Genomic DNA, 21,980 nt, shown 5'->3' with positions numbered 1-21,980 from the left:
AGGGATGCGACGCGGCGTTGCAGCACATATGCAGGAAGGATGATTACATCCGAACCAGGGCGGAACCCCAGGTAAATCCGCCACCCATGGCTTCCAGCAGCACCAATTGTCCGGGCTTGACGCGCCCATCGCCGACCGCTTCGGTCAGCGCCAGCGGAATAGAGGCCGCCGAGGTATTGGCATGACGGTCCACCGTCATCACCATGCGCTCCATGGGGAAGCCCAGCTTCTTGGCGGTGCCTTCAATGATCCGCCGATTGGCCTGATGCGGCACCACCCAGTCGATATCCGATGCCTTCAGATCGTTGGCCGCCAGGGCCTCGCCCACCACGGCGGCCAGATTGATCACCGCGTGGCGAAAGACCTCGCGGCCCTCCATGCGGAGATGGCCGACGGTCTGGGTGCTGGACGGCCCGCCGTCCACATAGAGCAGGTCATGATGGGTGCCGTCGGAATGCAGATGGGTCGACAGGATGCCGCGATCCTGGCTGGACCCCTTGCCCCGATTGGCCCGCAGCACAACCGCCCCGGCGCCGTCGCCGAACAGCACGCTGGTGGTGCGGTCGTTCCAATCGAGGATGCGCGAGAAGGTTTCGGCGCCGATCACCAGCGCGGTCTGTACCTGACCGTTGCGGATGAAACTGTCGGCGATGGACAGCGCATAGACGAAGCCGGAACAGACCGCCTGCACGTCGAAGGCGAAGCCGTGCTTCATGCCGATTCGACGCTGCACCTTGGTGGCGGTGGCGGGAAAGGTATTGTCCGGGGTGGCGGTCGCCAGCACGATCAGATCCACCGATGAGCCGGAGATACCGGCGGCTTCCAGGGCACGCGAGGCGGCATTGAAGGCCAGATCCGAGGTCAGTTCGCCCTCGGCGGCGATATGGCGCTGGCGGATGCCGCTGCGCTCGACGATCCACTCGTCCGAGGTGTCGACCTTGGCGGCGAGTTCGGCGTTGGAGACCAGGCGAGCGGGCAAATAGCTGCCACAACCGATAATCTGTGAACGAACAATCATCGGTTCACCGTGTTCCGGCAGCAAGTTGCGAGGCCGAGGTCTCGGGGGGCTTCAAGCGATCGAATTCCTTGCGGATGCGCTCGTTGTAACCGTGTGTCACCAACTCGACCGCGACGCCGATGGCGTTGGCGAAGCCGAAGGCATCGGTGCCACCATGGCTCTTGACCGCGATTCCGTTCAATCCCAGGAACATGGCGCCGTTATAGCGGCGCGGATCGGTCCGCACCTTGACCTTATTGATGGCGTGGCGGGCGAACAGATAGCCCAGCTTGGCCGGCAGCGAGCTGTTGAAGCCCTCCTTCAGCAAGGTGGAGTACAGCCGCACGGTGCCCTCGGCGGTCTTCAGCGCGATATTGCCGGTGAACCCGTCGGTGACCACCACATCCACCGTGCCGCCGCAGATGTCGTTGCCCTCGACGAAGCCGTAGAAGCTGATGGGCAGATGGCTGTCGCGCAACGCGGCGGCGGCGGCCTTGACGGCGTCATTGCCCTTCATATCCTCGGAGCCGACGTTCAGCAGGCCGACGGTGGGCTTTTCCAAGCCCAGCACGGCGCGGGCATAGACCTCGCCCATCACCGCGAACTCCACCAGATTGTTGGAGTTGCAGTCCACATTGGCGCCAAGGTCGAGCATCAGCGTCTCGCCCTTGATGGTCGGAAACAGCCCCGCGATGGCGGGACGGTCGATGCCGGGCAGCATGCGCAGCACGAATTTCGACACCGCCATCAGCGCGCCGGTATTACCCGCCGAGACCACGCCCGCCGCCGCGCCCTTGTGGACAGCATCGACGGCCAGCCACATGCTGGACCGGCGCCCTTGCCGCAGGACAAGGCTGGGCTTGGCGTCGTTGGACACGGTCTCATCGGTGTGATGAACCGTGCAAACACCCTTGATCTCGGGATGGCGCGCCAGCAGCGGATCGATCTGGGCGGCATCGCCGAACAGAAGGTAGCGAACATGGGGCAGGCGCTCATGAGCCATGCGCACCCCTTCCACGACGATACCGGGAGCGGCATCGCCCCCCATGGCATCAATGGAAATGGTGACGGCAACACTCACCGGCCCGCCCTCCCCTGCTTAGGCTTCGAGGCGATCAGGCTTCGGCCTGGGCGACCACTTCGCGACCATCGTAGTGCCCGCAGGCCCCACAGACGTGATGAGGCAGCTTCACTTCGCCGCAGTTCGGGCACTCGGCGCCGACCACATTGACCAGCGCATGATGCGACCGGCGCATGTTGCGCTTGGACTTGGAGGTCTTCTTCTTGGGGACAGCCATTTCGTATACTCACTTCGACCCATGATGGGAAAGGGTGGTTTATTAGCCAAAAAGACCGGCCAGAGCAAGGGGATGCTTTCCCCCACCCATCTTTTTAACGCCATCACTCCTTTTTCTGGCGCAAGGCAGCCAGGACGGCGAAGGGATTTGGCTTCGCCTCGGAAGTGTCCTCGGGCTCCGGCGGCGGCTCGAACGCCGCATCGGGAGCCCTCGGAAACGGGTCCAATGCGAGGGCCAGATGTTCCACCACCAGTTCGCCGATATCAATGGCGCCGTCGGTAATGGGATCGGGCGGATCCTCTCCATCCCATGATACCTCTATTTCCTCCGCTTCATCCAGTTCCGCTTCAGGGGGGCCGAAAGTCAGCTGGAATTCATCCTCGATCACGGCGGCAATGGGTGCCAGGGTGACGCAGCAGGTCTGCACCACCTCGGCCGTCAACCGGCCATTGACGCGGATCAGGCCGGTACGGCCCAAGGGCTCTAGCGATATCTTGGCGCTCAGCGACTTGATCTCGACCAAATCCAATCGCGTTGCGATGGCGGCGCGTTCGTCGGAATCGGCCTCGATGGACTGGCGGCTTATCTTGGCCGGCAGGGCGTCAACCAGGAGTGGACGGGAGAATTCCGGCGGCGTCTCGACCTTAATCATCCCGCCACCTCGGCAAAAGTAACGCGCCCGCTCAGAATGGCGGAATCATCCTGGCCATCCAGTGACTCGGCGCATTGCAGGGCATAGGCGGCCATGGCGACCGGGGACTCGGGCGGCGGCGGCGCCTCCACGGTGCCGTACAAATTGCGAATGAGTGCCCCGGCCATTCCATCCCCGCCCAGGGCGGCCTCGTAGGCGGCAACCCGGCCGTAAAAGGCGCGCGCCATCTGCTTGACCCGCTTTCCCACCGACATGTCGCCCACGCCCATTTCCCGCAGGTTCTGATCCATGTCGTCGAACATCAGGTCGAACAAGGCCTGCGAGATGGCACGGGCCTCCTCCCCCGCCGAGGTGATGCCCTTTAGGCGACGCATGACGAGAAAGGCATGCAGCACGATCAGGTCGAACCGGCCGTCCAGGGTATCGGGAACGCCATGCCGAACATAAAATTCCGGACGGCGGGATTGTTCGATGATGGTGACGTAAAGGGCATGCGCGATGCGGTCGCGACGGCGGCGCTCGCCGATTTTAAGAAAGGCCATTTGGGTTTCCCGGCGTCGCGGCGCCTCGTACACGGAGACGGCGTTGACAAGATGAAGGAGCGAGGTGCAATCTCGCCTCACATTGGCCGCGGTGGCCGTATCCGTCAATGCTTCGGCTGCAGAGCGCATGAAAAACCTTCACCGAATCCGCCTTGCCCTTTTCGTCGCAAGCACGGCCCTTGGCGCCGTCGCCTGTGACCCCATCATCGAATTGCGCGGCAACCTGCCGCCGCCCGAACAGCTTGAACTGGTCAAGGTGGGAACCACGTCCCGCGACGATGTGCAGGCCCTGCTGGGGACGCCGTCCAACGTGGCCCCGTTCGGCGATGAGACCTGGCACTACATCTCCTCGGTGTTCGAGCGCAAGGCCTTCTTGGAGCCCGAGATCAAGGAACGCAAGATCATCAGCGTGGTATTCGACCGCAACGGCATCGTTCGCGCTTTGGAAACCCGGAATTTGCGTGACGGCAAGGAGGTTACTCCGGTCGACCGCGAGACCCCCACCGCAGGCACCGAAATGACCATTTTGCGCCAGTTGATGGGCAATGTGGGCAAGTTCTCCAAGGAAGGCAAAGAGAAGTAGCTCCCCCTCCTTCGCGCTTTCTCCTCCCCCTCGGGAATCAAAAACCCCGGTCGTTTCCGACCGGGGTTTTCTTATTCATGGTCCCTCGCCGGGCGGGCGCTTCCGCGCCCTTCCCAAAGGCCTCGCAGGGGCAAGGGCCCTGCTGAGGGGCCGCCGCCTCAATGGCGGCTGGATACCGACGAACACGATGGTTCGCCGGTATCGACCACGCCCGTTCGATCAGTGACCCGCAACCATCGCCAACAGCAGAATGGCGACAATGTTGATGATCTTGATCATCGGGTTGACGGCCGGGCCGGCGGTGTCCTTGTAGGGATCGCCGACGGTGTCGCCGGTCACCGCCGCCTTGTGGGCGTCGGAACCCTTGCCACCATGATGGCCGTCCTCGATGTACTTCTTGGCGTTATCCCAAGCACCACCACCCGAGGTCATCGAGATGGCGACGAACAGGCCGGTCACGATGGTGCCCAGCAGCATGGCGCCCATGGCGGTGAAAGCGGCCTTCTGGTCGGCGGCAAGGAGGATCACGAAGTACAGCACCACCGGAGACAGAACCGGCAGCATGGACGGGATGATCATTTCCTTGATGGCGGCCTTGGTCAGCATGTCCACGGCACGACCGTAGTCGGGCTTGGCGGTGCCTTCCATGATGCCGGGGATTTCCTTGAACTGGCGGCGGACTTCCACCACCACGGAACCGGCGGCGCGCCCCACTGCCTGCATGCCCATGGCACCGAACAGATAGGGGAGCAGACCGCCGAGGAACAGACCGATCACCACATAGGGATCTTCCAGGCTGAACTGAATGTTCAGATTGGGGAAGTAGTGGTGCAGATCCTCGGTATAGGCGGCGAACAGCACCAGCGAGGCCAGGGCGGCCGAACCGATGGCATAGCCCTTGGTGACCGCCTTGGTGGTGTTGCCGACGGCGTCGAGCGCGTCGGTGACCTTGCGGACTTCCTTGGGCAGTTCGGCCATTTCAGCGATGCCACCGGCGTTATCGGTCACCGGGCCATAGGCGTCCAGGGCCACGATCATACCGGCCAGGGCCAGCATGGTGGTCGCGGATACCGAGATGCCGAACAGGCCGGCGATCTTGAAGGCGACGATGATGGCGACGCAGATCACCAGCACCGGCAGGGCAGTGGCTTCCATGGAAACCGCCAGACCCTGGATGACGTTGGTGCCGTGGCCGGTGGTCGAGGCCTCGGCCACCGACTTGACCGGACGGTAGTCGGTGCCGGTGTAGTACTCGGTGATCCACACCAGAAGACCGGTGACGATCAGGCCGATCAGGGCGCAGATATACAGCCCCATGCCGGTGATTTCCTTGCCCGCCGCCATGAACTTGGCGTCGAAGCCACCGAGAGTGACGTTGATGACAATGGCGATCAGAACCGCTGAAATGACGGCGGTCACGATCACGCCCTTGTACAGCGCGGCCATGATGTTGTTGCTGGCGCCCAACTTCACGAAGAAGGTGCCGATGATGGAGGCGAAGATGCAAACCGCGCAGATGACCAGCGGCAGCATCATCATGGTTTCTTGAGCCGCACCGGTGAAGAAGATCGAGCCCAGAAGCATGGTGCCGACGATGGTCACGGCATAGGTCTCGAACAGATCGGCGGCCATGCCGGCGCAATCGCCCACATTGTCACCCACGTTGTCGGCGATCACGGCCGGGTTGCGGGGGTCATCCTCGGGGATACCCGCTTCGACCTTGCCCACCAGATCGGCGCCCACATCGGCACCCTTGGTGAAGATACCACCGCCCAGACGGGCGAAGATGGAGATCAGCGAGGCGCCGAAGGACAGGGCGACCAGCGCTTCGAGCAGGCTGCGCGGATCCATGCCCGAGCCCTTGAGCACCATGTAATAGCCCGCGACGCCGATCAGACCCAGGCCGACCACCAGCAAACCGGTGATGGCGCCAGACTTGAAGGCCACGTCCAGGGCCTGCTGCATGCCACCCGAACGGGCAGCCTCGGCGGTGCGCACATTGGCGCGGACCGAAACGAACATGCCGACATAACCGGCCGCGCCGGAAAGCGCCGCGCCGATGACGAAGCCGACGGCCTGATAGATGCCCAGGCGGGCGGCAAGAATGATGGCGACGACAACGCCGACCATGGCAATGGTGGTATACTGGCGGTTCAGATAGGCGGCGGCGCCTTCCTGAACGGCGGCAGCGATTTCCTGCATCCGAGCGGTGCCGGCCGAGGTCGCCATGACGGATTTAATGGCGTAGACCCCGTACAGCAGCGCCAGAACGCCGCATGCGATCACGAAGAGGTTGGTCATTTTGGTCGAATCCCCTGATGAACTTTCTTGGCGTCGCATCTCGCTTTGGAGCACGACGGAAGCGTTGTGAAACTGCCAGATTAAGCAGGGCTATGCAATAAAATGCTGCCACGCCTCACAAACACCGGACTAATTGGAAGGAATCCAGGGTCCGGCGCGTAATTATGGATCGACGACGGCATTTACGCATACTCGATCGGGCGGGTTCCGCCAGTATTCCCGGCCCACACTTTTGGGCGGCAATCACTTCAGGACGGGGTTCTCGACGACCACGTCCTTCAGGAATCCGGCCCCCAGGGTCTTGTCGCCGGTCATGAGCAGACGGTTTTGGATGGCAACCACGTCAAGCGGCTGGCCCTCGCGCACCGTGACGCTGAGAAAGCCGATCATATCGCCCAGGAAGGCGTTCTGGAGACGGGGCAAATTCTTGGCGACGATTTCCTTGTTCTTGGGCTCGACCTGTAATCGCACGATCATTTCCGCCTGCTTCTTGACCTCACGGTCCTGGATGACCGGAATGATCAGAACGCCGAATTCCACGTAGCTGGGCGGCAGCGGCGGCGGCGGCGGCTCGTCCTGGTGAACGGCGGGGGCCGAGATCCCCAGTTTGACCAGCGGATCGATGCCGAAGAAATACATTCCCCCGACGCCTCCGCCGATCAGCACAAGCAAAGCGACAATGATGATAATCAGTCGGCCCAAACCACTATTCCCCCTATTATCGACCGGCGGTCAGAAATGGCGCCAGCCGCCCCTGCCGGTGGGAACGGGTCGCCCGTCGGCCCCCAGCACCCTAACCGCCGTCACCGATTCCGCCGACACAATTCGCCCGATCGGCGTGAGCGGCGTCGCCGTCGCCGTCGCCAGCCGCCGCAATGATTCGGCAAGCGCGGGATCGGCGGTGAACAGCAACTCGTAATCATCGCCTCCCTCCAACGCCAGGGCAAGCAACGACTGATTTCCGGCGATGGCCTGGGCCGCGGCCCGCGACAAAGGCAGCCGCGCCGCCTCGATCTCGGCGCCGACTCCAGAGGCGCGGCAGATATGCCCCAGATCCTGCACCAGTCCGTCGGACACATCCATGCCCGAAGCGGCCAGTCCCACCAACCCCTGCCCCAGCCGAAGCCTCGGCGATGGAAGCCGGTAACGTCCCGCCAGGAACGACAGGTGGCCTTCGTCCACTCCCGATAGCTGGCCCCTGATGGCCTTCAGGCCCAAGGCCGCGTCGCCCAGACTGCCCGATAGCCAGACATCGTGACCCACTTTGGCGCCCGATCGCAGAATTCCCCGCCCCGCCTCCACCCGCCCGAAGGCGGTCAGGGTCAGACTGAGCGGCCCAGGTGTCGAAACAGTGTCGCCGCCGATCAGCGCGACACCGTATTCCTCAAGGTCTTGCCGTAATCCTTGGGCGAAGCGCCGCAGCCAATCCTCCGAGGTTCCCGCCACGAAGGCCGCCGCCAGCATCACATGGACGGGCTTGGCCCCCTTGGCGGCCAGATCGGAGAGATTGACCCGCACCAGCTTGCGGGCGATCAGGTCGGGGGGATCGTCGGGCAGGAAGTGAACGCCTTCCACCATGGCATCCATGGTGACCACGGTGTCGAAGCCGGGGGCGGCGGCAAGGAAGGCGGCGTCGTCGGTCAGCCCCAGGGCGCCGGGGCAGCCCGCCGCCAGCGGCGCGAACAGTTCGGCGATCAGGGCGAATTCGTCGAGAGCCGTCCCGACCATTACTCTCCCTTTCCCGACGCCTCCGGTCGGAGCATCTGGGCCAGACGGTCGAGGACGGCATTGACCAGCCCCGGCTCCGGCCCGGAATAGAAGGCATGGGCCACATCGACCCATTCGGAGATGCAAACCCGCGTCGGGGTTTGCGGCCGCGCCAGCAACTCCCAGGCCCCTGCCCTCATGATGGCGCGCAGGATGGCTTCCAGCCGCTCCACCGACCAATCGCCGGTCAAGGCCTCGCCGATGGGCCGGTCCAGTCGCGCCGTATCGCCCGAGACGCCGCGCACGATCTGGCCCAGCAACGAGGAATCCGGTTCGGCCATGCGGCCCCTGGGCTCCTCGGTGCGCCGCGCCTTGGAATCCAAAAGCGCCTGCTCGTCGGAGACTCCGGTCATTTCCATCTGATAAAGCGCCTGGATGGCGGCCAGACGGGCGGCGCTGCGCCGGGCGACGGAGGGGTTCGTGTTCATGAGCCGAGTCCAAGTTCGCGCTTGACCGCCATCATGCGCAGGCAGGCCCGCGCCGCCTGTCCGCCCAGATTCTTGCGCGCCGGATCGGACCGCGCCAGGGCCTGGGCCTCGTTGTGGACGGTCAGCACCCCATTGCCCAGGGCCAGATCATAGGCCATGGACAGATCGGCGATGCCGCGCATGCATTCGGTTCCCACATGGTGATAATGGTCGGACTCGCCCCGAATGGCACAGCCCAGGGTGACGAAGCCGTCGTAGCGGGCCTTGTCGTTGCCCTGCTCGGCGGCCGTCAGCACCAGCTTCAGCGCCGTCGGCAGCTCGAAGATGCCGGGAACCACCAACAACTCGTGCTCGACATTGGCCTTCTTGAACTCGGCCCGCGCCCCGGCCAGCAAGCCGTCGGCGATATGGTCGTAGAAGCGGGCCTCGATGATCAGCACGCGGGACATGGTCGTAACTCCTTCTCAGCCGACCGGAATCGGCCGCTGCTCCACCACTTTAAGCCCATATCCGTCGAGACCGACGATGGAACGCTTGGTGTTGGACAGCAGAATCATTTCGTGGATGCCGAGATCCAGCAGGATCTGGGCGCCGACGCCGTAATCGCGCAGTTCCGGTGCCGCCGGACGGCGCTCCAACTGGGCGCGGACGCGGTCGGACAGGCTGGTGGGGCGCGGCTCGCGGATCAGGACCACCACGCCGCTGCCGTGCTCGGCAATCATTTCCATGGCGGAATGAAGCTGCCCGGCCTTGCCCGAGCCCTGGTCGCCCAGCACGTCGTCCAGCACGTTGACCGCGTGAACACGGACCATCACCGGCTTGTCGCCGCCCAGATCGCCCTTCACCAGGGCGATGTGCTCGGCATAGGCCACGGTGTTGGTGTAGACCATCATGCGCCAGTCGCCGCCCCATTTGGAATGGAACGGCGCGTCCATGTCGCGGGCGACGATCTTGTCGTTGCGACGGCGATAGGCGATCAGATCGGCGATGGTCGCGATCTTCAGTCCGTGATGGACGGCGAATTTCACCAGATCGGGCATGCGGGCCATGGTGCCGTCGTCGTTCATGATCTCGCAGATCACGCCGGACGGGTTGAGCCCCGCCAGCCGCGAGATATCCACCGCCGCCTCGGTGTGACCGGCGCGCACCAGCACGCCGCCGTCGCGGGCCACCAGCGGGAACACGTGGCCGGGGGTGACGATGTCGTGGCGGCCCTTGGCAGGGTCGATGGCGACCTGGACGGTGCGCGAGCGGTCAGCGGCGGAAATGCCGGTGGTGACGCCTTCGCGGGCCTCGATGGACACGGTGAAGGCGGTCTGCATGCGGGTGCCGTTGTCGGTGCTCATCAGGGTGAGGCCGAGATCCTCGACCCTGGCCCGCGTCAGGGTCAGGCAGATCAGCCCGCGTCCGTAACGGGCCATGAAATTGACCGCCTCGGGACTGGCCATCTCGGCCGGAATGACGAGGTCGCCCTCGTTCTCCCGGTCCTCGTCGTCCACAAGGATGAACATGCGGCCCTGGCGGGCTTCCTCGATGATGTCCTCGATGGAGGACAGGTACTGATGATATTCGGACACGACGGGCCTAATCCCTTTCCAGAAGGCGCGCAACATAGCGCGCCAGCATGTCGATTTCCATATTCACGGCGTCGCCGGGCTTATAAGTGCCGAAGGTGGTCACCGACTGGGTATGGGGAATGATATTGACCCCGAAGCGGCGTCCTTCAACCTCGTTGACGGTCAGGGACACGCCGTCCAGCGCCACCGAGCCCTTGGGGGCGACGAATTTGGCGAGATCGGCCGGGGTTTCGAAGACGTAACGCTTGGACTCGTTCTCCGGCGTGATGCTGATCACCGTGGCGATTCCGTCCACATGGCCCGAGACGATATGGCCGCCCAGCTCGTCGCCCACCTTCAACGCCCGCTCCAGATTGATCCGGGTTCCCTCGGACCAGCCGCCCAGGGTGGTCTTGGACAGGGTCTCGGCCGAAGCCTCCACCGCATGCCAGCCGGGGCCGGTCTCGACGATGGTCAGGCAGACGCCGTTATGGGCGATGCTGGCCCCCATGGCGATGGTGGCGGAGTCGTAATGACTGGAGATTTCGAAGCGGGTCTCGCGGCCTTCGCCCCGAATCACCCGCCGGACCTCGCCAAGATCGGTGACGATGCCGGTGAACATGGAGGTCTGCGTCCTTCTCTATAGACGGGAATAGGTTTCCATCACGTCGTCGCCCACCGGACGGATGTCCATGCGCTCGAAGCGAGGCGTCTGGGCCAGATGATCGATGCCGAAGGCCTGGGCGGCAGGCAATCCGTCGCCGCCCATGATGCGCGGAGAGCGGAACCAAATCAGCCGATCCACCAGACCGGCCTGCAACAAAGCCGCCGAGAGATGGGCGCCGCCCTCCACCAGAACGCGGGTCACACCGCTTTCGGACAAGGCTTGAAGCGCCAGTTCCAGATCGATGGAGCCCCGGGCGCCGGCGGGAATTTCAACCACATCCACCCCGGCATCCTCGAATGCCTCGCGCCGCGCCGGATCGCAACCGTCCAGGGTCAGCACCCAGGTGGGAATGTCATTGGCGGTGGCCACTAACCGGCTGGTCAATGGCAGCCGCAACCGGCCGTCCACCACCACGCGAACCGGCGAATGCTCTTCCAGCCCATTGAGGCGGCAGGTCAGATCGGGATCGTCATGCAGCGCGGTGCCGCTGCCCACCATGATGACGTCGTTTTCCGCCCGCAGCAGATGCGACGCCATGCGAGCGGGCTCGCCGGTGATCCATTTGCTTTCGCCGGAATGGGTGGCGATGCGGCCGTCGAGCGTGCTGGCCAGTTTCAGGGTCACCAGCGGTCGTCCGGTGCCGACACGCTGGAAGAATCCGGCGTTAAGCTCGGTGGCCTCGGCCTCCAGCATGCCTTCCACCACCTTGATCCCGGCGCGGGCGAGCATGGCGACGCCCTTGCCCGCCACCCGGTCGTCGGGATCTTGGACGGCGACCACCGCACGGGTGATGCCCGCCTTGATCAGGGCCTCGGCGCAGGGCGGCGTCTTGCCGTGATGGGCGCAGGGCTCCAAGGTCACATAGACGGTGGCGCCCCTGGCGGCGTCTCCCGCCATGGCCAGCGCCTCGGTCTCGGCATGGGGACGGCCGCCCGGCTGGGTCCAACCCCGCCCGACGACGCGTCCGCCATTGACGATGACGCAGCCCACCGCGGGATTGGGCCACACGGTCCCCAAGCCGCGCCGAGCCAAGGCCAGGGCGGCGCGCATATGGCCCAGGTCGATCTCGACCTGGGACCGATCAATCGAGGCGTGGGACAACCATCTTCCCCAGGAAATCCTCGAAGTCCTTGGCTTCGCGGAAATTGCGGTAGACCGAGGCGTAGCGGACATAGGCGACCTTGTCGAGGTCCATCAGCACCTCCATCACCAACTCGCCGATGAATTTGCTCGGCACCTCGTTCTCGCCCATGCTTTCCAGGCGGCGATGGATGCCGTTGACGATGCGTTCGATCTGTTCTTCGTCCACCGGCCGCTTGCGCAGCGATATCTTTAGCGACTTCAGAACCTTGTCGCGATCGAAGGGCGAGCGCGAGCCATCCTTCTTGATCACCACCAGATCGCGGATCTGCACCCGCTCGAAGGTGGTGAAGCGCGAGCCGCATTCCGGGCAGGACCGCCGACGGCGGATGGCCGAGTTATCCTCGGTCGGCCGCGAATCCTTCACCTGGGTATCTTCGTGACCGCAAAACGGACACCGCATGACGTAATCCCCCCAAACTGCGGCGGGGAGCGCTTGTTCGCCCCCTCACCCTGGTCGTCGTTCTATTGATAGATCGGAAACCGCTTGCACAGCTCCGTAACCTTGGTGCGAGCGCCCAATTCCGCCGCCGAGTTGTCGTCCGGATTGGCGGCCAAGCCGTCCAGCACGTCGCCGATCAACTCGCCCACTTGGCGGAACTCGGCGACGCCGAAGCCGCGCGTGGTCGCCGCCGGGGTGCCGAGACGGACGCCCGAGGTGATGGTGGGCTTTTCCGGATCGAACGGGATGCCGTTCTTGTTGCAGGTCATGCCCGCCCGCTCCAGGCTGGCCTCGGCGGCCTTGCCGGTCAGCTTCTTGGGGCGCAGATCCACCAGCATCAGATGGGAATCGGTGCCCCCCGAGACGATGTCGAGGCCGCGCCGCACCAGCACGTCGGCCAGGGCGCGGGCATTGTCCACCACCTGACGGGCATAGAGCTTGAACTCGGGCCGCAGCGCCTCGCCGAAGGCCACCGCCTTGCCTGCGATCACATGCATCAGCGGGCCGCCCTGGATGCCGGGGAAGATGGCAGAGTTGATCTTCTTGCCGATATCGGGATCGTTGGACAGGATCATGCCGCCGCGCGGGCCGCGCAGGGTCTTATGGGTGGTGGTGGTGACCACATGGGCATGGGGCAGCGGGCTGGGATAGGCGCCACCCGCCACCAGACCGGCGAAATGGGCCATGTCCACCATGAACAGGGCGCCGACCTCGTCGGCGATCTTGCGGAAGCGGGCGAAGTCGATCTCGCGCGGATAGGCGGAACCGCCTGCGATGATCAGCTTGGGCTTATTGGCGCGGGCCAGTTCCTCCACCTCGCCGAAATCGATCTGGGAATCCTGCTGGCGCACGCCGTACTGGACGGCCTTGAACCACTTGCCCGACTGATTGGGGGCGGCGCCGTGGGTGAGATGGCCACCGGCGGCGAGGCTCATGCCCATGATGGTGTCGCCCGGCTGCAGCAGCGCCATGAACACGCCCTGATTGGCCTGCGAGCCCGAGCTGGGCTGCACGTTGGCGTAGGTGCAGCCGAAGATCTTGCAGGCGCGGTCGATGGCCAGCTGCTCGGCGATGTCGACGAACTCGCAGCCGCCGTAATAGCGCTTGCCCGGATAGCCCTCGGCATATTTGTTGGTCATGACCGACCCCTGGGCCTCCAGCACCGCCTTCGAGACGATGTTCTCGGACGCGATCAGCTCGATCTGATCCTGCTGGCGCGCCAACTCCTTGGCGATGGCGCCGAAAATCTCGGGATCGCGCTCGGCCAGGGGAGTGCGGAAAAAGGCGTCGGTGGCTGAACTGGTCATGGGTTCTCTTTCGACTTGGCTGGTCTGGACATCATTCGGAAAACTTGGCGACGCGCCCCGCATGGCGACCGCCCTCGAATTCGGTCTCGAGGAAGATCTTGAGGCAGTCGCGGGCGACTTCGGGCCCAATGGTGCGCCCGCCCATCACCAGGACGTTGGCGTCATTGTGCTGGCGGCACATGCGGGCGCCGAAGGCGTCGTGCACCAGGGCGGCGCGCAGATGGCGGAAACGGTTGGCGGCGATGGAAATGCCGATGCCGGTGCCGCACAGCAACACGGCGCGCGCCGCCTTGCCGGCCTTCAGCGCCTCGGCCACCTTGGCGGCGTAATCGGGATAGTCCACCGAGGCGGGGCCATCGGTGCCGAGATCAAGCACGCCCCACCCCCAATCGGCCAGGGCCTTGGCCAATTGCGCCTTCAATTCGACGCCGCCGTGATCGGACGCGATGGCGATGGTTTTCGAACTCATTCCCGGACACCTCGACTGCCTTGAGGACGAATGGGCTAGATACCATATATCGGACTGGTTTGCCAATGCGCCACAACCTCATGGGCCAAAGCCGATCCTCCGCCGACATCAACAGGCTTTTTGCAATGCCGCGAGGTTTTCCGATGGCCCAGGCAATAGAAGCGACCAACTCCCGACGTAGCGTCGGCGTATTTCCATCCCAATTGGCATGGTGATTACTCAGTTGTCGGAGTCGGCAAAGAATTCATTATTCTCGCGATTCAATTTCGAATTGACACCCAAGACGAGACATGCATTCATTGATTCAATGATGGCAACATACTCTGGTTGGATCGTCATATGAGTGATGCAAACATCGACAAAGCCAATCGCGAAGACATTCTTCGCATGGTGACCGACGTGGTTTCCGCCTATGTCGGTAAGAATCCGGTCTCGGCCAACCAGCTGCCCGACCTGATCAATACGGTCTACGGATCCCTGTCCTCCTTGGAGGGTGGGCATGTGGAAGCCAAATCCGAAGCGCCGAAGCCGGCTATTTCCGTCAAGAGGTCGGTTACCGCCGACTACATCATCTGCCTTGAGGACGGAAAGAAGCTGAAGATGCTGAAGCGGCATCTGCGCACCACCTACAACATGACGCCGGACGAATACCGCGCCAAGTGGGGGCTGCCGCCCGACTATCCCATGGTCGCCCCCAATTACGCCGCCCAGCGATCCGAGTTCGCCAAGAAGATCGGTCTTGGTCGCAAGGCGGGCGAGACGGTGGACAAGACTCCGCGCAAGCCGCGCCGCTAGCCCTTGTCGCGAACATCCAAGAGGAAGGTCGGCCCCCCACGGGGTCGACCTTTTATTTTGCGGGCGAAGCCCAATCGCAAGCGCTTTTCCGACACGTCATCAGCGGCCAGCGTCACCTCTCTTCAGAACGTTTGACACCGCCATTCTTCGCCAGGACATAGTCCAATTTCCGCAGCGCCAGTTGCTTCAGCCGCGTTTCTCCGGCGCTGACGGGACCGACCACCGAGATTTCGGTCAGGCTGTCGCAGTGAAAGGCGGTCACCTTGACGCTATTGCCGATCTGGCGGAATTCGAACAGTACCTCGCCGTTCAGGGCCATGTTTCGTCCTTATGGAAGGGGAAGTTCATCGCCACCCAGCGACGCGAAATAGCCGTCGACCGCGATTTCATCGACTTCGGATAGACTGGCGGGCGACCAGTTTGGTCGGCGATCCTTATGAATCACCTGGGCGCGAATGCCCTCGAACAGGTCTCGTCCGGCGAGAAACCGGCAGGCCAGCCGAAATTCACGACGGATGGCGTCGTCAAACGCCAGCCCCCTGCCCTCGGTCAACTGGCGAAAGGTCACGGCGAGGCTGGTGGGAGAGCGAGAGCTCAGATCCTCCACCGTGTCCCAGGCCCAGTCGGACTTTTCCGAACGCAGCGCGGCCAGGATGTCACCCAAGGTGCCCCTGCCGAAGCAGCGATCCACCTCGGCGGCGCGCAGAGCCATGGGGCCAGGCCCGGGATCGCGATGAAAACGACGAAGGACATCTTCGGCCGCCCCTCCCGAATCACTGGAAGCCGCCGCGACGAGGAACTTTGCGGTCATGGCATCCAACTCGGCCTGCGGCACGAAATGGGTGGCCAGACCGGCCGCGACGCAATCGGCCGGACCCAGCCGCGCCCCGGTCAGGCCAAGATAGAGCCCGAGAGCACCGGGACATCGCCCAAGGAATGAGGTGGCGCCCACATCGGGGAAAAAGCCGATGCCTGTTTCCGGCATGGCGAATTGGGTGCGCTCGGTGGCGATGCGCCATTTCCCGTTGATGGAAATTCCGGCGCCGCCCCCCATGACGATGCCGTCCAGGATGGCGATATAGGGCTTGGGATAGTGATGGATACGGCGGTTCAGCCGATATTCCGTGCGAAAGATTTGGCGGTTGAAATCGTGGTCGCCACGGGCTTGCGCCTCCCACACCATGCGGATGTCACCGCCCGCGCAAAACGCTCGCTCCCCCTCGCCTTCCACCAGGACGAGGGCGACGGAATCGTCGTCTTCCCATGTGGTCAGTGTTTCCGTCAGCGCATGATATTGAGCGGCGGATAGGGCGTTGAGAACCTTGGGACGATTGAGGCGGACCCGGCCCAAGCCGCCGTCCTTGCTGAATATGGTCTCGGATCCGCTCATGGCTCCCCCATTTAATCCACAAACTTTGTGTGCTAACAACTTGACCAACGAAACTTTTGGTGTGAAATTTTCTAGATTGCCACGCGACCTCAGTCGAACGAGGCTGTCGCTTCCGCTATTTCCACTCCGCCACCCACAGGAGCCCGAGGCCCATGACCGTGACGAGCGCCAATCCCGAGACCATCGTGCTGCACGCCGGCTACCGCGCCGATCCCGCCACCAATTCCGTGGCGGTTCCCATCTATCAGACCACCTCCTACCAGTTCAACGACACCGACCATGCCGCCAATCTGTTCGCGCTGAAGGAATTCGGCAATATCTACACCCGCATCATGAATCCCACCACCGATGTGTTGGAACAGCGCCTTGCCGCCCTGGAAGGCGGCGTCGCCGGTCTGGCGGTGGCCTCGGGACAGACGGCCAGCACCTTCGCCATCCTGAATCTGGCCCAGGCGGGCGACAATTTCGTCACCTCCACCGATCTGTATGGCGGCACCTGGAATCTGTTCGCCAACACCATGAAGCAAATGGGCATCGAGGCCCGTTTCGTTGATCCCACCGATCCGGAAGCCTTCGTCCGCGCCACCGACGACAAGACCCGCGCCTGGTATGCCGAGACCCTGCCCAATCCCAAGCTGCAGGTGTTTCCCATCGCCGAAGTGGCCAAGCTGGCCAATGCCACCGGTGTGCCGCTGATCGTCGACAACACCGCCGCGCCGATCCTGTGCAAGCCTTTGGCGCTGGGCGCCCATATCGTGGTCTATTCCACCACCAAGTTCCTGGGCGGCCATGGCACCACCATCGGCGGCGCCATCATCGACGGCGGCAGCTTCGATTGGGAAAAGCAGGGCAAGCGCTTTCCGCTGCTCAACGAGCCCGACCCCAGCTATCACGGCGCCGTATGGTCGCAGGCGGTCAGGCCGCTGGGCCCCATCGCCTATATCATTCGCGCCCGCGTGGTGCTTCTGCGCGACATCGGCGCCGCCATCAGCCCGTTCAACGCCTTCCAGGCGCTGCAGGGGCTGGAAACCCTGCCGCTGCGCATGCGCGAACATTGCCGCAATGCCCAGGCGGTGTCGGAATTCCTCGCCAAGCATCCCAAGGTCAGCCGGGTGATCCATCCCAGCCAACAGACCGGCGAGCTTCGCCGTCGCGCCGATGCCGTCTTGAAGGGCGGCTACGGCGGTCTGCTGGGCTTCGAACTGACCGGCGGCGCCGAGGCGGGCGCCCGTTTCATCAACGCGCTGAAGCTGTTCTATCACGTGGCCAATATCGGCGATGCCCGTTCGCTGGCCATTCACCCGGCCAGCACCACCCACTCCCAGCTGACCGCCGACGAGCAGTTGGCCTCTGGCGTGACGCCGGGCTATGTGAGATTGTCGGTCGGAATCGAGCATATCGACGACATTCTCGCCGATCTCAAGCAGGCTTTGGAGGCCGCGTAAGCCTTGACCAACTTCCTTCCTCACGCCGAATTCCCCCTGACCCGCATGCGGCGCAACCGCCGGGACGACTGGTCCCGGCGGTTGGTTTCGGAACATCGCCTGAGCGTCGATGATCTGATCTGGCCCGTCTTCGTGGTCGAGGGAAACGGCGTGCGGCAGGAGGTGGCCTCCATGCCGGGCGTCAGCCGCGTCTCCATCGATCTGCTGGTGGACGAGGCGCGGCGCGCCGCCGATCTGGGGATTCCCGCCATCGCGGTGTTTCCCTCGGTCGAGCCGTCCCTGAAGACTCCCGACGCCGCCGAGGCGGTCAATCCCAACAATCTGGTCTGCCGCGCCGTCCGCGCCGTCAAGAAGGCGGTGCCCAATCTGGGCATCATCTGCGACGTGGCGCTGGACCCCTATAACAGCGACGGCCATGACGGGCTGGTGATCGACAATTATGTGGTCAACGACGCCACCGTCGAGATCCTCTGTCGCCAATCCATTATCCAGGCCGAGGCAGGCTGCGACGTCATCGCGCCGTCCGACATGATGGATGGCCGCATTAAGGCCATCCGGCAAGCCCTTGATTCCGCTGGATTAGAGCCTGTCCGTATTCTGTCTTATGCCGCCAAGTATGCCTCTGCCTTCTATGGCCCGTTCCGCGATGCCGTGGGATCAAAATCGGCGCTCAAGGGCGGCGACAAGAAGACCTATCAGATGGACCCCGCCAATACCGACGAGGCGTTGCGCGAAGTGGCCCTCGACCTGGCCGAAGGCGCCGACATGATCATGGTCAAGCCCGGCCTGCCCTATCTGGACATCGTGCGCCGGGTCAAGGAGTCCTTCGCGGTTCCCACCCTGGCCTATCAGGTGTCGGGCGAATACGCCATGATGAAGGCCGCCGCCCTGAACGGCTGGCTGGACTGGGACAAGGCGGTGCTGGAAAGCCTGATGGCCTTCAAGCGCGCCGGCTGTGACGCCATCCTCACCTATACCGCCCCCGAAGCCGCCCGCCTCTTGTCGCGATAGCGCGAATCCATGCCCCGACTTGGCAAACCGCATTGCCGACCCCATATTTAACATCATTGTTGTGTTATTGATGAAAGTCAATGCTGTGGACTAAGGTTTTTGGCATAAGCAGGATATATTTCACATAGCATTGAAAATTTTACCCTGGAGGATCACTTGCCATGCCGATAGTCCTGAAGCGCTTGACCAACTCCGCCCTCCTTGTCGGCGTCTCTCTCCTCCTCGCCTCTCCGACGCTTGCCAATGACAAGGAAGTGGTCAATCCGTCCTGCAAGGCCGAGCCGGAGAATCAGTGCGCCTTCGGTGAATTGCGGAAGGCCAAGCTGGCCGGCAAGGATCTGCATAGCGGCAATTACGACACCGCCCGTATGGACGAAGCCGATTTGAGCGGGGCCAACCTGTCAGGTTCCAGCATGCAGGTGGTCAACCTGACCAAGGCGAACTTGAGCAAGGCCAACCTGGAGCGCGCCCACCTTCATGCCGCTCAGTTGATGGGCGCCGATCTGACGGGCGCCAACCTTGCCAGCACCACCTTGACCAAGGCCATGGCCATGGGAGCCAATTTCAAGGGGGCAAACCTGAACAAGGCGATCCTCACCGGCGCCGATTTCACGGGTGCCGTCTGGACGGACGGCCGGGTCTGCGCCCAGGGCTCCATCGGTCAGTGCAAGTAGATCAAGCGAAGGGATGCGGCGTGTCGGGAGTCAGGATTTCCATGGCTTCCGGCGCCGTCATGGTCCAGTCCCTGGGCAGGCACAGCATGTTGAGCGAGCCGATACCGGGGAACACATCCGTCGCGTTGCCGCGAAAATTGCCTGGATTGAACAGCGGCACCATGTGCCACCACAGGCGATAGTCCAGGTCCAGGATGCATTTGATCAGGGCCGCCGAGCGATCGGGCCGGTCGTTTTCCACATAGAGGACCGGCCGCAGCCGCGAGATCGTGTCGACGGCGCCCGCGATGACCTCGCATTCGGCGCCTTCCACATCGGCCTTCAGCAACCGCAGGGATTTCAGTTGGAAGGAATCGAGCGTGCGAAGGCTGCAGCTTTCCCCCGTCTCGCCCCCCAACGCTATTCCGCCGAAATTGGCGGCAGCATCCAGCGGCACCAGGGGTACCTTGATCTCGCCCGCCCTGTCCCCCAGGGCAACGCGCTCGACCCAGACCTGGGACAAGCCGTTGAGAGTCAGATTGGTGGTCAGCAATCCATGGATGGAGCGTTGCGGCTCCAAGGCCAGCACACGCCCCGAATTGCCCACCAGCCGGGCGATGGGAACGGTCAGCGCTCCCATATTGGCGCCCGCCTCCACCACCGTGTCGCCGGGCCGCAGCAATTGGCGAAACAGGTCGACCTCGCCCTCGGAATATTCGTGGTATTCCGCCAGCGAACGGCCCACATAGGCGTCCTTGAGCGGAAACACCATGGGGCCATGGCGGCTGACGCAGGAGCCCAGCCAGTCGGGCAAGACCGCCTGGAATTTGCCCATCCTAGCTCTCTCCCCGCCGCGACAGCAGCCACTCGGCCAGGAAGGGCAGCCCCATCACCGCCACCATGACGGTCCAGACGCACATCTCCCGGTTTTCCCACAAAGCGCCGGTCAGCATGGGCAGTTGGTCGGACAGTTTGGGATGGGAGGCGACGAAATCCTCGCCGCGCGCCAAGGCCACCACTTCCGACAGCGGTGAGATCACCACCGAGACGATGAGACCGGCCAGGATTTTCCCGGTCGGGCAGACACCGCCGGGAAAGCAGCCGCCGAACAGCTTCGAGATGGCGAAGGCCTGCTTCCAGTCCAGCCCCAGCACCGCCATGCGCGCCAGGGCATAGACGGTCACGCCGACGCAAGGGGCCAGGAATTCCATGGGTGGTATGTCGCGGTAGCGACCGTTCAGCAACAGCAGCAACGAGATGGAGATGGCGCAAAAGCCGTATAGCGCCACCAGCCATTCCCCCGTCTTGCTGGCCAGGGGCACTCCGTCGCGGGCGAAGCCTTGGCCCGCCGCCTTGACCAGCAGCACCGCCAGGGCGCCATGGGCGGTGACACGGGCATAGGCCCAATAATCCTCCAACGCGTCATAGGCCAGGGCCTGGGCGTTGATCACCTGCCAGATCACCAGCGCGCCCATCAACTGGGCGATGACCGCCACCGCCAGACCGGCCTTCGCGTCGTAACGCTCGGGACGGCGCAGGAACCACAGCCCCGCCACCACGCCCAGCACGGTGGAGACCATGGCATGCATGGGCCACAATGGACTGGGCTCAACCGGCCCCGACATGGCGAATTTGACGTGGCGGTCCTCGTCCACCACCCCCCATTTGGCGCCGACGGTGCCTTCCAGCTTGGCCTTCCACGGCTGGTCGAAGGCTTCCACCACATTGTAGTCGAAGCCGTTCTCCTTGGAGACGCGGGCCAGGGTGCGCACGAAGATCGCCGCATTCTCCATATTGGCCACCGCCGGCCCGCGCGAGCGCCCTCGCGTCGGCCAACCGGCCTCGCCGATCAGGATGGGCTTGCCGGGAAAGGCCTGGGCCACCATGCGGGTGATCATCAGGATATGGCGCTCGGCGTGTTCAACGCCGATGGGCTCGTCTTCCCAATAGGGCAGGATGTGGATGGTGATGAAGTCCACTTCCTTGGCCAGTTGGGGGTTCTTCAGCCAAAAGGCCCAGACATCGGCATAGGTGACCGGCTGCTTGACCTTGGCCTTGACCTCGCGGATATGGCCGATCAGCTCGTCTACCGGCAAGTCCTGGCGCAGCAGTACCTCGTTGCCGACGATCACCCGCTTGATGGTGTCGGGATATTGGTTGGCGGATTTGATGAGCGCCGCGATCTCCATGTCGTTGTTGGCGCGCTTTTGCCCCAGCCAAGCCGAATGGGTGACCTCGAGCCCCAGTTCCCCCGCCGCCTTGGGCACGATATCCATGCCTTCCAGGCTGGTATAGGTGCGCACCCCCTTGGTGACGCCGACCAGGCTCCGCAAATCCTCGACGATCTGCTCGGGGGGCGGAAATACCTTGGTGATGGGGCCTTGGCCGCGACGGAACGGCGCGAAGGACACCGACGGAAACGGCTCGTTGAAGGACAGCTCCACCGGGATGGGGCGATTGAACCACCACCAGCCCGCCACATTGACCGCCGCCATCACGGCGACGACGACATACGCAAAAATCTTGCTCATGAAAGA

25 protein-coding genes are annotated in these 21,980 nt (G+C 63.6%); 5 read left to right on the top strand and 20 right to left on the bottom strand.

Annotated elements, in window-relative coordinates:
* Positions 1-43 precede the first annotated feature (43 nt).
* From CU669_RS07465 to CU669_RS07445, 5 genes are all read right to left on the bottom strand, one after another.
* On the bottom strand, positions 44-1,018 hold the full coding sequence (locus CU669_RS07465; protein ID WP_112143262.1) for a beta-ketoacyl-ACP synthase III: 975 nt from the start codon (positions 1,016-1,018) through the stop codon (positions 44-46).
* A 4-nt stretch (positions 1,019-1,022) separates the two neighbouring features.
* Positions 1,023-2,078 (bottom strand): phosphate acyltransferase PlsX, encoded by a 1,056-nt coding sequence (gene plsX, locus CU669_RS07460; protein WP_112143260.1) that lies wholly within the window; start codon positions 2,076-2,078, stop codon positions 1,023-1,025.
* 34 nt (positions 2,079-2,112) lie between these two features.
* Entirely contained in the window at positions 2,113-2,295 is a 183-nt protein-coding gene (gene rpmF / locus CU669_RS07455; RefSeq protein ID WP_112143258.1) for a 50S ribosomal protein L32, read from the bottom strand.
* 103 nt (positions 2,296-2,398) lie between these two features.
* Complete coding sequence (locus CU669_RS07450; RefSeq protein ID WP_112143256.1) at positions 2,399-2,947, bottom strand: YceD family protein; 549 nt, start codon at positions 2,945-2,947, stop codon at positions 2,399-2,401.
* Positions 2,944-3,489: a ubiquinol-cytochrome C chaperone family protein gene (locus CU669_RS07445; RefSeq protein WP_112143652.1), complete on the bottom strand. Its 546-nt coding sequence runs from the start codon at positions 3,487-3,489 to the stop codon at positions 2,944-2,946. The genes CU669_RS07450 and CU669_RS07445 overlap by 4 nt, the downstream gene beginning before the upstream one ends.
* 127 nt (positions 3,490-3,616) lie before the next feature.
* Between CU669_RS07445 and CU669_RS07440 the strand changes: the two genes are divergently transcribed.
* The gene (locus CU669_RS07440) at positions 3,617-4,072 is read left to right on the top strand and encodes an outer membrane protein assembly factor BamE (RefSeq protein ID WP_112143254.1); all 456 of its coding nucleotides are present in this window, start codon (positions 3,617-3,619) and stop codon (positions 4,070-4,072) included.
* A 219-nt stretch (positions 4,073-4,291) separates the two neighbouring features.
* Here CU669_RS07440 and CU669_RS07435 read toward each other — a convergent pair whose 3' ends face one another.
* The 11 genes from CU669_RS07435 to rpiB form a co-directional block, all read right to left on the bottom strand.
* A complete protein-coding gene (locus CU669_RS07435) occupies positions 4,292-6,373 on the bottom strand; it encodes a sodium-translocating pyrophosphatase (protein WP_112143252.1) in 2,082 nt (693 codons plus the stop codon).
* Between the two features lie 243 nt (positions 6,374-6,616).
* Positions 6,617-7,075 carry a flagellar basal body-associated protein FliL gene (locus CU669_RS07430; RefSeq protein ID WP_239988591.1) on the bottom strand — a complete coding sequence of 153 codons (459 nt, stop codon included), beginning with the start codon at positions 7,073-7,075 and terminating at the stop codon, positions 6,617-6,619.
* 30 nt (positions 7,076-7,105) lie between these two features.
* Positions 7,106-8,101 (bottom strand): thiamine-phosphate kinase, encoded by a 996-nt coding sequence (thiL, locus tag CU669_RS07425; protein WP_112143250.1) that lies wholly within the window; start codon positions 8,099-8,101, stop codon positions 7,106-7,108.
* Complete coding sequence (gene nusB, locus CU669_RS07420; protein ID WP_112143248.1) at positions 8,101-8,568, bottom strand: transcription antitermination factor NusB; 468 nt, start codon at positions 8,566-8,568, stop codon at positions 8,101-8,103. Before nusB ends, thiL begins: the two co-directional genes overlap by 1 nt.
* Positions 8,565-9,017, bottom strand: a complete 453-nt coding sequence (gene ribH / locus CU669_RS07415; protein ID WP_112143246.1) for a 6,7-dimethyl-8-ribityllumazine synthase — start codon at positions 9,015-9,017, stop codon at positions 8,565-8,567. Before ribH ends, nusB begins: the two co-directional genes overlap by 4 nt.
* A gap of 15 nt (positions 9,018-9,032) precedes the next feature.
* Complete coding sequence (ribB, locus tag CU669_RS07410; protein ID WP_112143244.1) at positions 9,033-10,181, bottom strand: 3,4-dihydroxy-2-butanone-4-phosphate synthase; 1,149 nt, start codon at positions 10,179-10,181, stop codon at positions 9,033-9,035.
* On the bottom strand, positions 10,153-10,746 hold the full coding sequence (locus CU669_RS07405; protein WP_112143242.1) for a riboflavin synthase: 594 nt from the start codon (positions 10,744-10,746) through the stop codon (positions 10,153-10,155). Before CU669_RS07405 ends, ribB begins: the two co-directional genes overlap by 29 nt.
* Positions 10,747-10,764: 18 nt before the next feature.
* Positions 10,765-11,841 carry a bifunctional diaminohydroxyphosphoribosylaminopyrimidine deaminase/5-amino-6-(5-phosphoribosylamino)uracil reductase RibD gene (gene ribD, locus CU669_RS07400; protein ID WP_112143648.1) on the bottom strand — a complete coding sequence of 359 codons (1,077 nt, stop codon included), beginning with the start codon at positions 11,839-11,841 and terminating at the stop codon, positions 10,765-10,767.
* Between the two features lie 31 nt (positions 11,842-11,872).
* Positions 11,873-12,334: a transcriptional regulator NrdR gene (gene nrdR / locus CU669_RS07395; protein ID WP_112143240.1), complete on the bottom strand. Its 462-nt coding sequence runs from the start codon at positions 12,332-12,334 to the stop codon at positions 11,873-11,875.
* Between the two features lie 62 nt (positions 12,335-12,396).
* The gene (gene glyA, locus CU669_RS07390; RefSeq protein WP_112143238.1) at positions 12,397-13,680 is read right to left on the bottom strand and encodes a serine hydroxymethyltransferase; all 1,284 of its coding nucleotides are present in this window, start codon (positions 13,678-13,680) and stop codon (positions 12,397-12,399) included.
* 31 nt (positions 13,681-13,711) lie between these two features.
* A complete protein-coding gene (gene rpiB, locus CU669_RS07385; protein WP_112143236.1) occupies positions 13,712-14,149 on the bottom strand; it encodes a ribose 5-phosphate isomerase B in 438 nt (145 codons plus the stop codon).
* A 339-nt stretch (positions 14,150-14,488) separates the two neighbouring features.
* On the opposite strand from rpiB, the gene CU669_RS07380 reads away from it, so the two are divergent.
* Complete coding sequence (locus CU669_RS07380; protein WP_112143234.1) at positions 14,489-14,944, top strand: MucR family transcriptional regulator; 456 nt, start codon at positions 14,489-14,491, stop codon at positions 14,942-14,944.
* Between the two features lie 112 nt (positions 14,945-15,056).
* On the opposite strand, the gene CU669_RS07375 is transcribed toward CU669_RS07380, so the two are convergent.
* Together CU669_RS07375 and CU669_RS07370 are read right to left on the bottom strand one after the other, a co-directional pair.
* Positions 15,057-15,263, bottom strand: coding sequence for a DUF6898 family protein (locus tag CU669_RS07375; protein WP_112143232.1), 207 nt, complete (start codon positions 15,261-15,263; stop codon positions 15,057-15,059).
* A gap of 9 nt (positions 15,264-15,272) precedes the next feature.
* Positions 15,273-16,334, bottom strand: a complete 1,062-nt coding sequence (locus CU669_RS07370) for an enoyl-CoA hydratase/isomerase family protein (RefSeq protein WP_112143229.1) — start codon at positions 16,332-16,334, stop codon at positions 15,273-15,275.
* 152 nt (positions 16,335-16,486) lie between these two features.
* On the opposite strand from CU669_RS07370, the gene CU669_RS07365 reads away from it, so the two are divergent.
* The 3 genes from CU669_RS07365 to CU669_RS07355 all read left to right on the top strand — a co-directional run bounded on the left by CU669_RS07365 (position 16,487) and on the right by CU669_RS07355 (position 19,464).
* The gene (locus tag CU669_RS07365; protein ID WP_112143227.1) at positions 16,487-17,779 is read left to right on the top strand and encodes an O-acetylhomoserine aminocarboxypropyltransferase/cysteine synthase family protein; all 1,293 of its coding nucleotides are present in this window, start codon (positions 16,487-16,489) and stop codon (positions 17,777-17,779) included.
* Between the two features lie 3 nt (positions 17,780-17,782).
* Positions 17,783-18,790 carry a porphobilinogen synthase gene (gene hemB / locus CU669_RS07360; RefSeq protein WP_275667807.1) on the top strand — a complete coding sequence of 336 codons (1,008 nt, stop codon included), beginning with the start codon at positions 17,783-17,785 and terminating at the stop codon, positions 18,788-18,790.
* Positions 18,791-18,951: 161 nt separating this feature from the next.
* Entirely contained in the window at positions 18,952-19,464 is a 513-nt protein-coding gene (locus tag CU669_RS07355) for a pentapeptide repeat-containing protein (protein WP_112143225.1), read from the top strand.
* Position 19,465: 1 nt separating this feature from the next.
* On the opposite strand, the gene CU669_RS07350 is transcribed toward CU669_RS07355, so the two are convergent.
* Both CU669_RS07350 and CU669_RS07345 read right to left on the bottom strand, forming a co-directional pair.
* Positions 19,466-20,278 (bottom strand): FkbM family methyltransferase, encoded by an 813-nt coding sequence (locus CU669_RS07350; protein WP_112143223.1) that lies wholly within the window; start codon positions 20,276-20,278, stop codon positions 19,466-19,468.
* 1 nt (position 20,279) lies between these two features.
* Positions 20,280-21,974: a glycoside hydrolase family 17 protein gene (locus CU669_RS07345; RefSeq protein WP_112143221.1), complete on the bottom strand. Its 1,695-nt coding sequence runs from the start codon at positions 21,972-21,974 to the stop codon at positions 20,280-20,282.
* Positions 21,975-21,980: the final 6 nt, after the last annotated feature.

The organism is Paramagnetospirillum kuznetsovii (assembly GCF_003284725.1).
GTDB lineage: Bacteria > Pseudomonadota > Alphaproteobacteria > Rhodospirillales > Magnetospirillaceae > Phaeospirillum > Phaeospirillum kuznetsovii.
The sequence above is the reverse complement of the archived record's forward strand: the minus strand, read 5'-3'. Positions and strand labels throughout refer to the sequence as shown.

Bases quoted from the DNA above. Each gene is read 5' to 3' on its own strand.
- rpmF (WP_112143258.1), bottom strand. From the start codon at position 2,295: ATGGCTGTCCCCAAGAAGAAGACCTCCAAGTCCAAGCGCAACATGCGC.
- nusB (WP_112143248.1), bottom strand. From the start codon at position 8,568: ATGAACACGAACCCCTCCGTCGCCCGGCGCAGCGCCGCCCGTCTGGCC.
- CU669_RS07445 (WP_112143652.1), bottom strand. From the start codon at position 3,489: ATGGCCTTTCTTAAAATCGGCGAGCGCCGCCGTCGCGACCGCATCGCG.
- glyA (WP_112143238.1), bottom strand. From the start codon at position 13,680: ATGACCAGTTCAGCCACCGACGCCTTTTTCCGCACTCCCCTGGCCGAG.
- CU669_RS07345 (WP_112143221.1), bottom strand. From the start codon at position 21,974: ATGAGCAAGATTTTTGCGTATGTCGTCGTCGCCGTGATGGCGGCGGTC.
- CU669_RS07405 (WP_112143242.1), bottom strand. From the start codon at position 10,746: ATGTTCACCGGCATCGTCACCGATCTTGGCGAGGTCCGGCGGGTGATT.
- ribH (WP_112143246.1), bottom strand. From the start codon at position 9,017: ATGTCCCGCGTGCTGATCATCGAGGCCCGCTTCTACGACCATATCGCC.
- rpiB (WP_112143236.1), bottom strand. From the start codon at position 14,149: ATGAGTTCGAAAACCATCGCCATCGCGTCCGATCACGGCGGCGTCGAA.
- CU669_RS07355 (WP_112143225.1), top strand. From the start codon at position 18,952: ATGCCGATAGTCCTGAAGCGCTTGACCAACTCCGCCCTCCTTGTCGGC.
- CU669_RS07375 (WP_112143232.1), bottom strand. From the start codon at position 15,263: ATGGCCCTGAACGGCGAGGTACTGTTCGAATTCCGCCAGATCGGCAAT.
- nrdR (WP_112143240.1), bottom strand. From the start codon at position 12,334: ATGCGGTGTCCGTTTTGCGGTCACGAAGATACCCAGGTGAAGGATTCG.
- CU669_RS07465 (WP_112143262.1), bottom strand. From the start codon at position 1,018: ATGATTGTTCGTTCACAGATTATCGGTTGTGGCAGCTATTTGCCCGCT.
- CU669_RS07450 (WP_112143256.1), bottom strand. From the start codon at position 2,947: ATGATTAAGGTCGAGACGCCGCCGGAATTCTCCCGTCCACTCCTGGTT.
- ribD (WP_112143648.1), bottom strand. From the start codon at position 11,841: ATGCGCGCCGCCCTGGCCTTGGCTCGGCGCGGCTTGGGGACCGTGTGG.
- CU669_RS07440 (WP_112143254.1), top strand. From the start codon at position 3,617: ATGAAAAACCTTCACCGAATCCGCCTTGCCCTTTTCGTCGCAAGCACG.
- CU669_RS07370 (WP_112143229.1), bottom strand. From the start codon at position 16,334: ATGAGCGGATCCGAGACCATATTCAGCAAGGACGGCGGCTTGGGCCGG.
- thiL (WP_112143250.1), bottom strand. From the start codon at position 8,101: ATGGTCGGGACGGCTCTCGACGAATTCGCCCTGATCGCCGAACTGTTC.
- CU669_RS07365 (WP_112143227.1), top strand. From the start codon at position 16,487: ATGACCGTGACGAGCGCCAATCCCGAGACCATCGTGCTGCACGCCGGC.
- CU669_RS07350 (WP_112143223.1), bottom strand. From the start codon at position 20,278: ATGGGCAAATTCCAGGCGGTCTTGCCCGACTGGCTGGGCTCCTGCGTC.
- ribB (WP_112143244.1), bottom strand. From the start codon at position 10,181: ATGTTGCGCGCCTTCTGGAAAGGGATTAGGCCCGTCGTGTCCGAATAT.
- CU669_RS07435 (WP_112143252.1), bottom strand. From the start codon at position 6,373: ATGACCAACCTCTTCGTGATCGCATGCGGCGTTCTGGCGCTGCTGTAC.
- CU669_RS07380 (WP_112143234.1), top strand. From the start codon at position 14,489: ATGAGTGATGCAAACATCGACAAAGCCAATCGCGAAGACATTCTTCGC.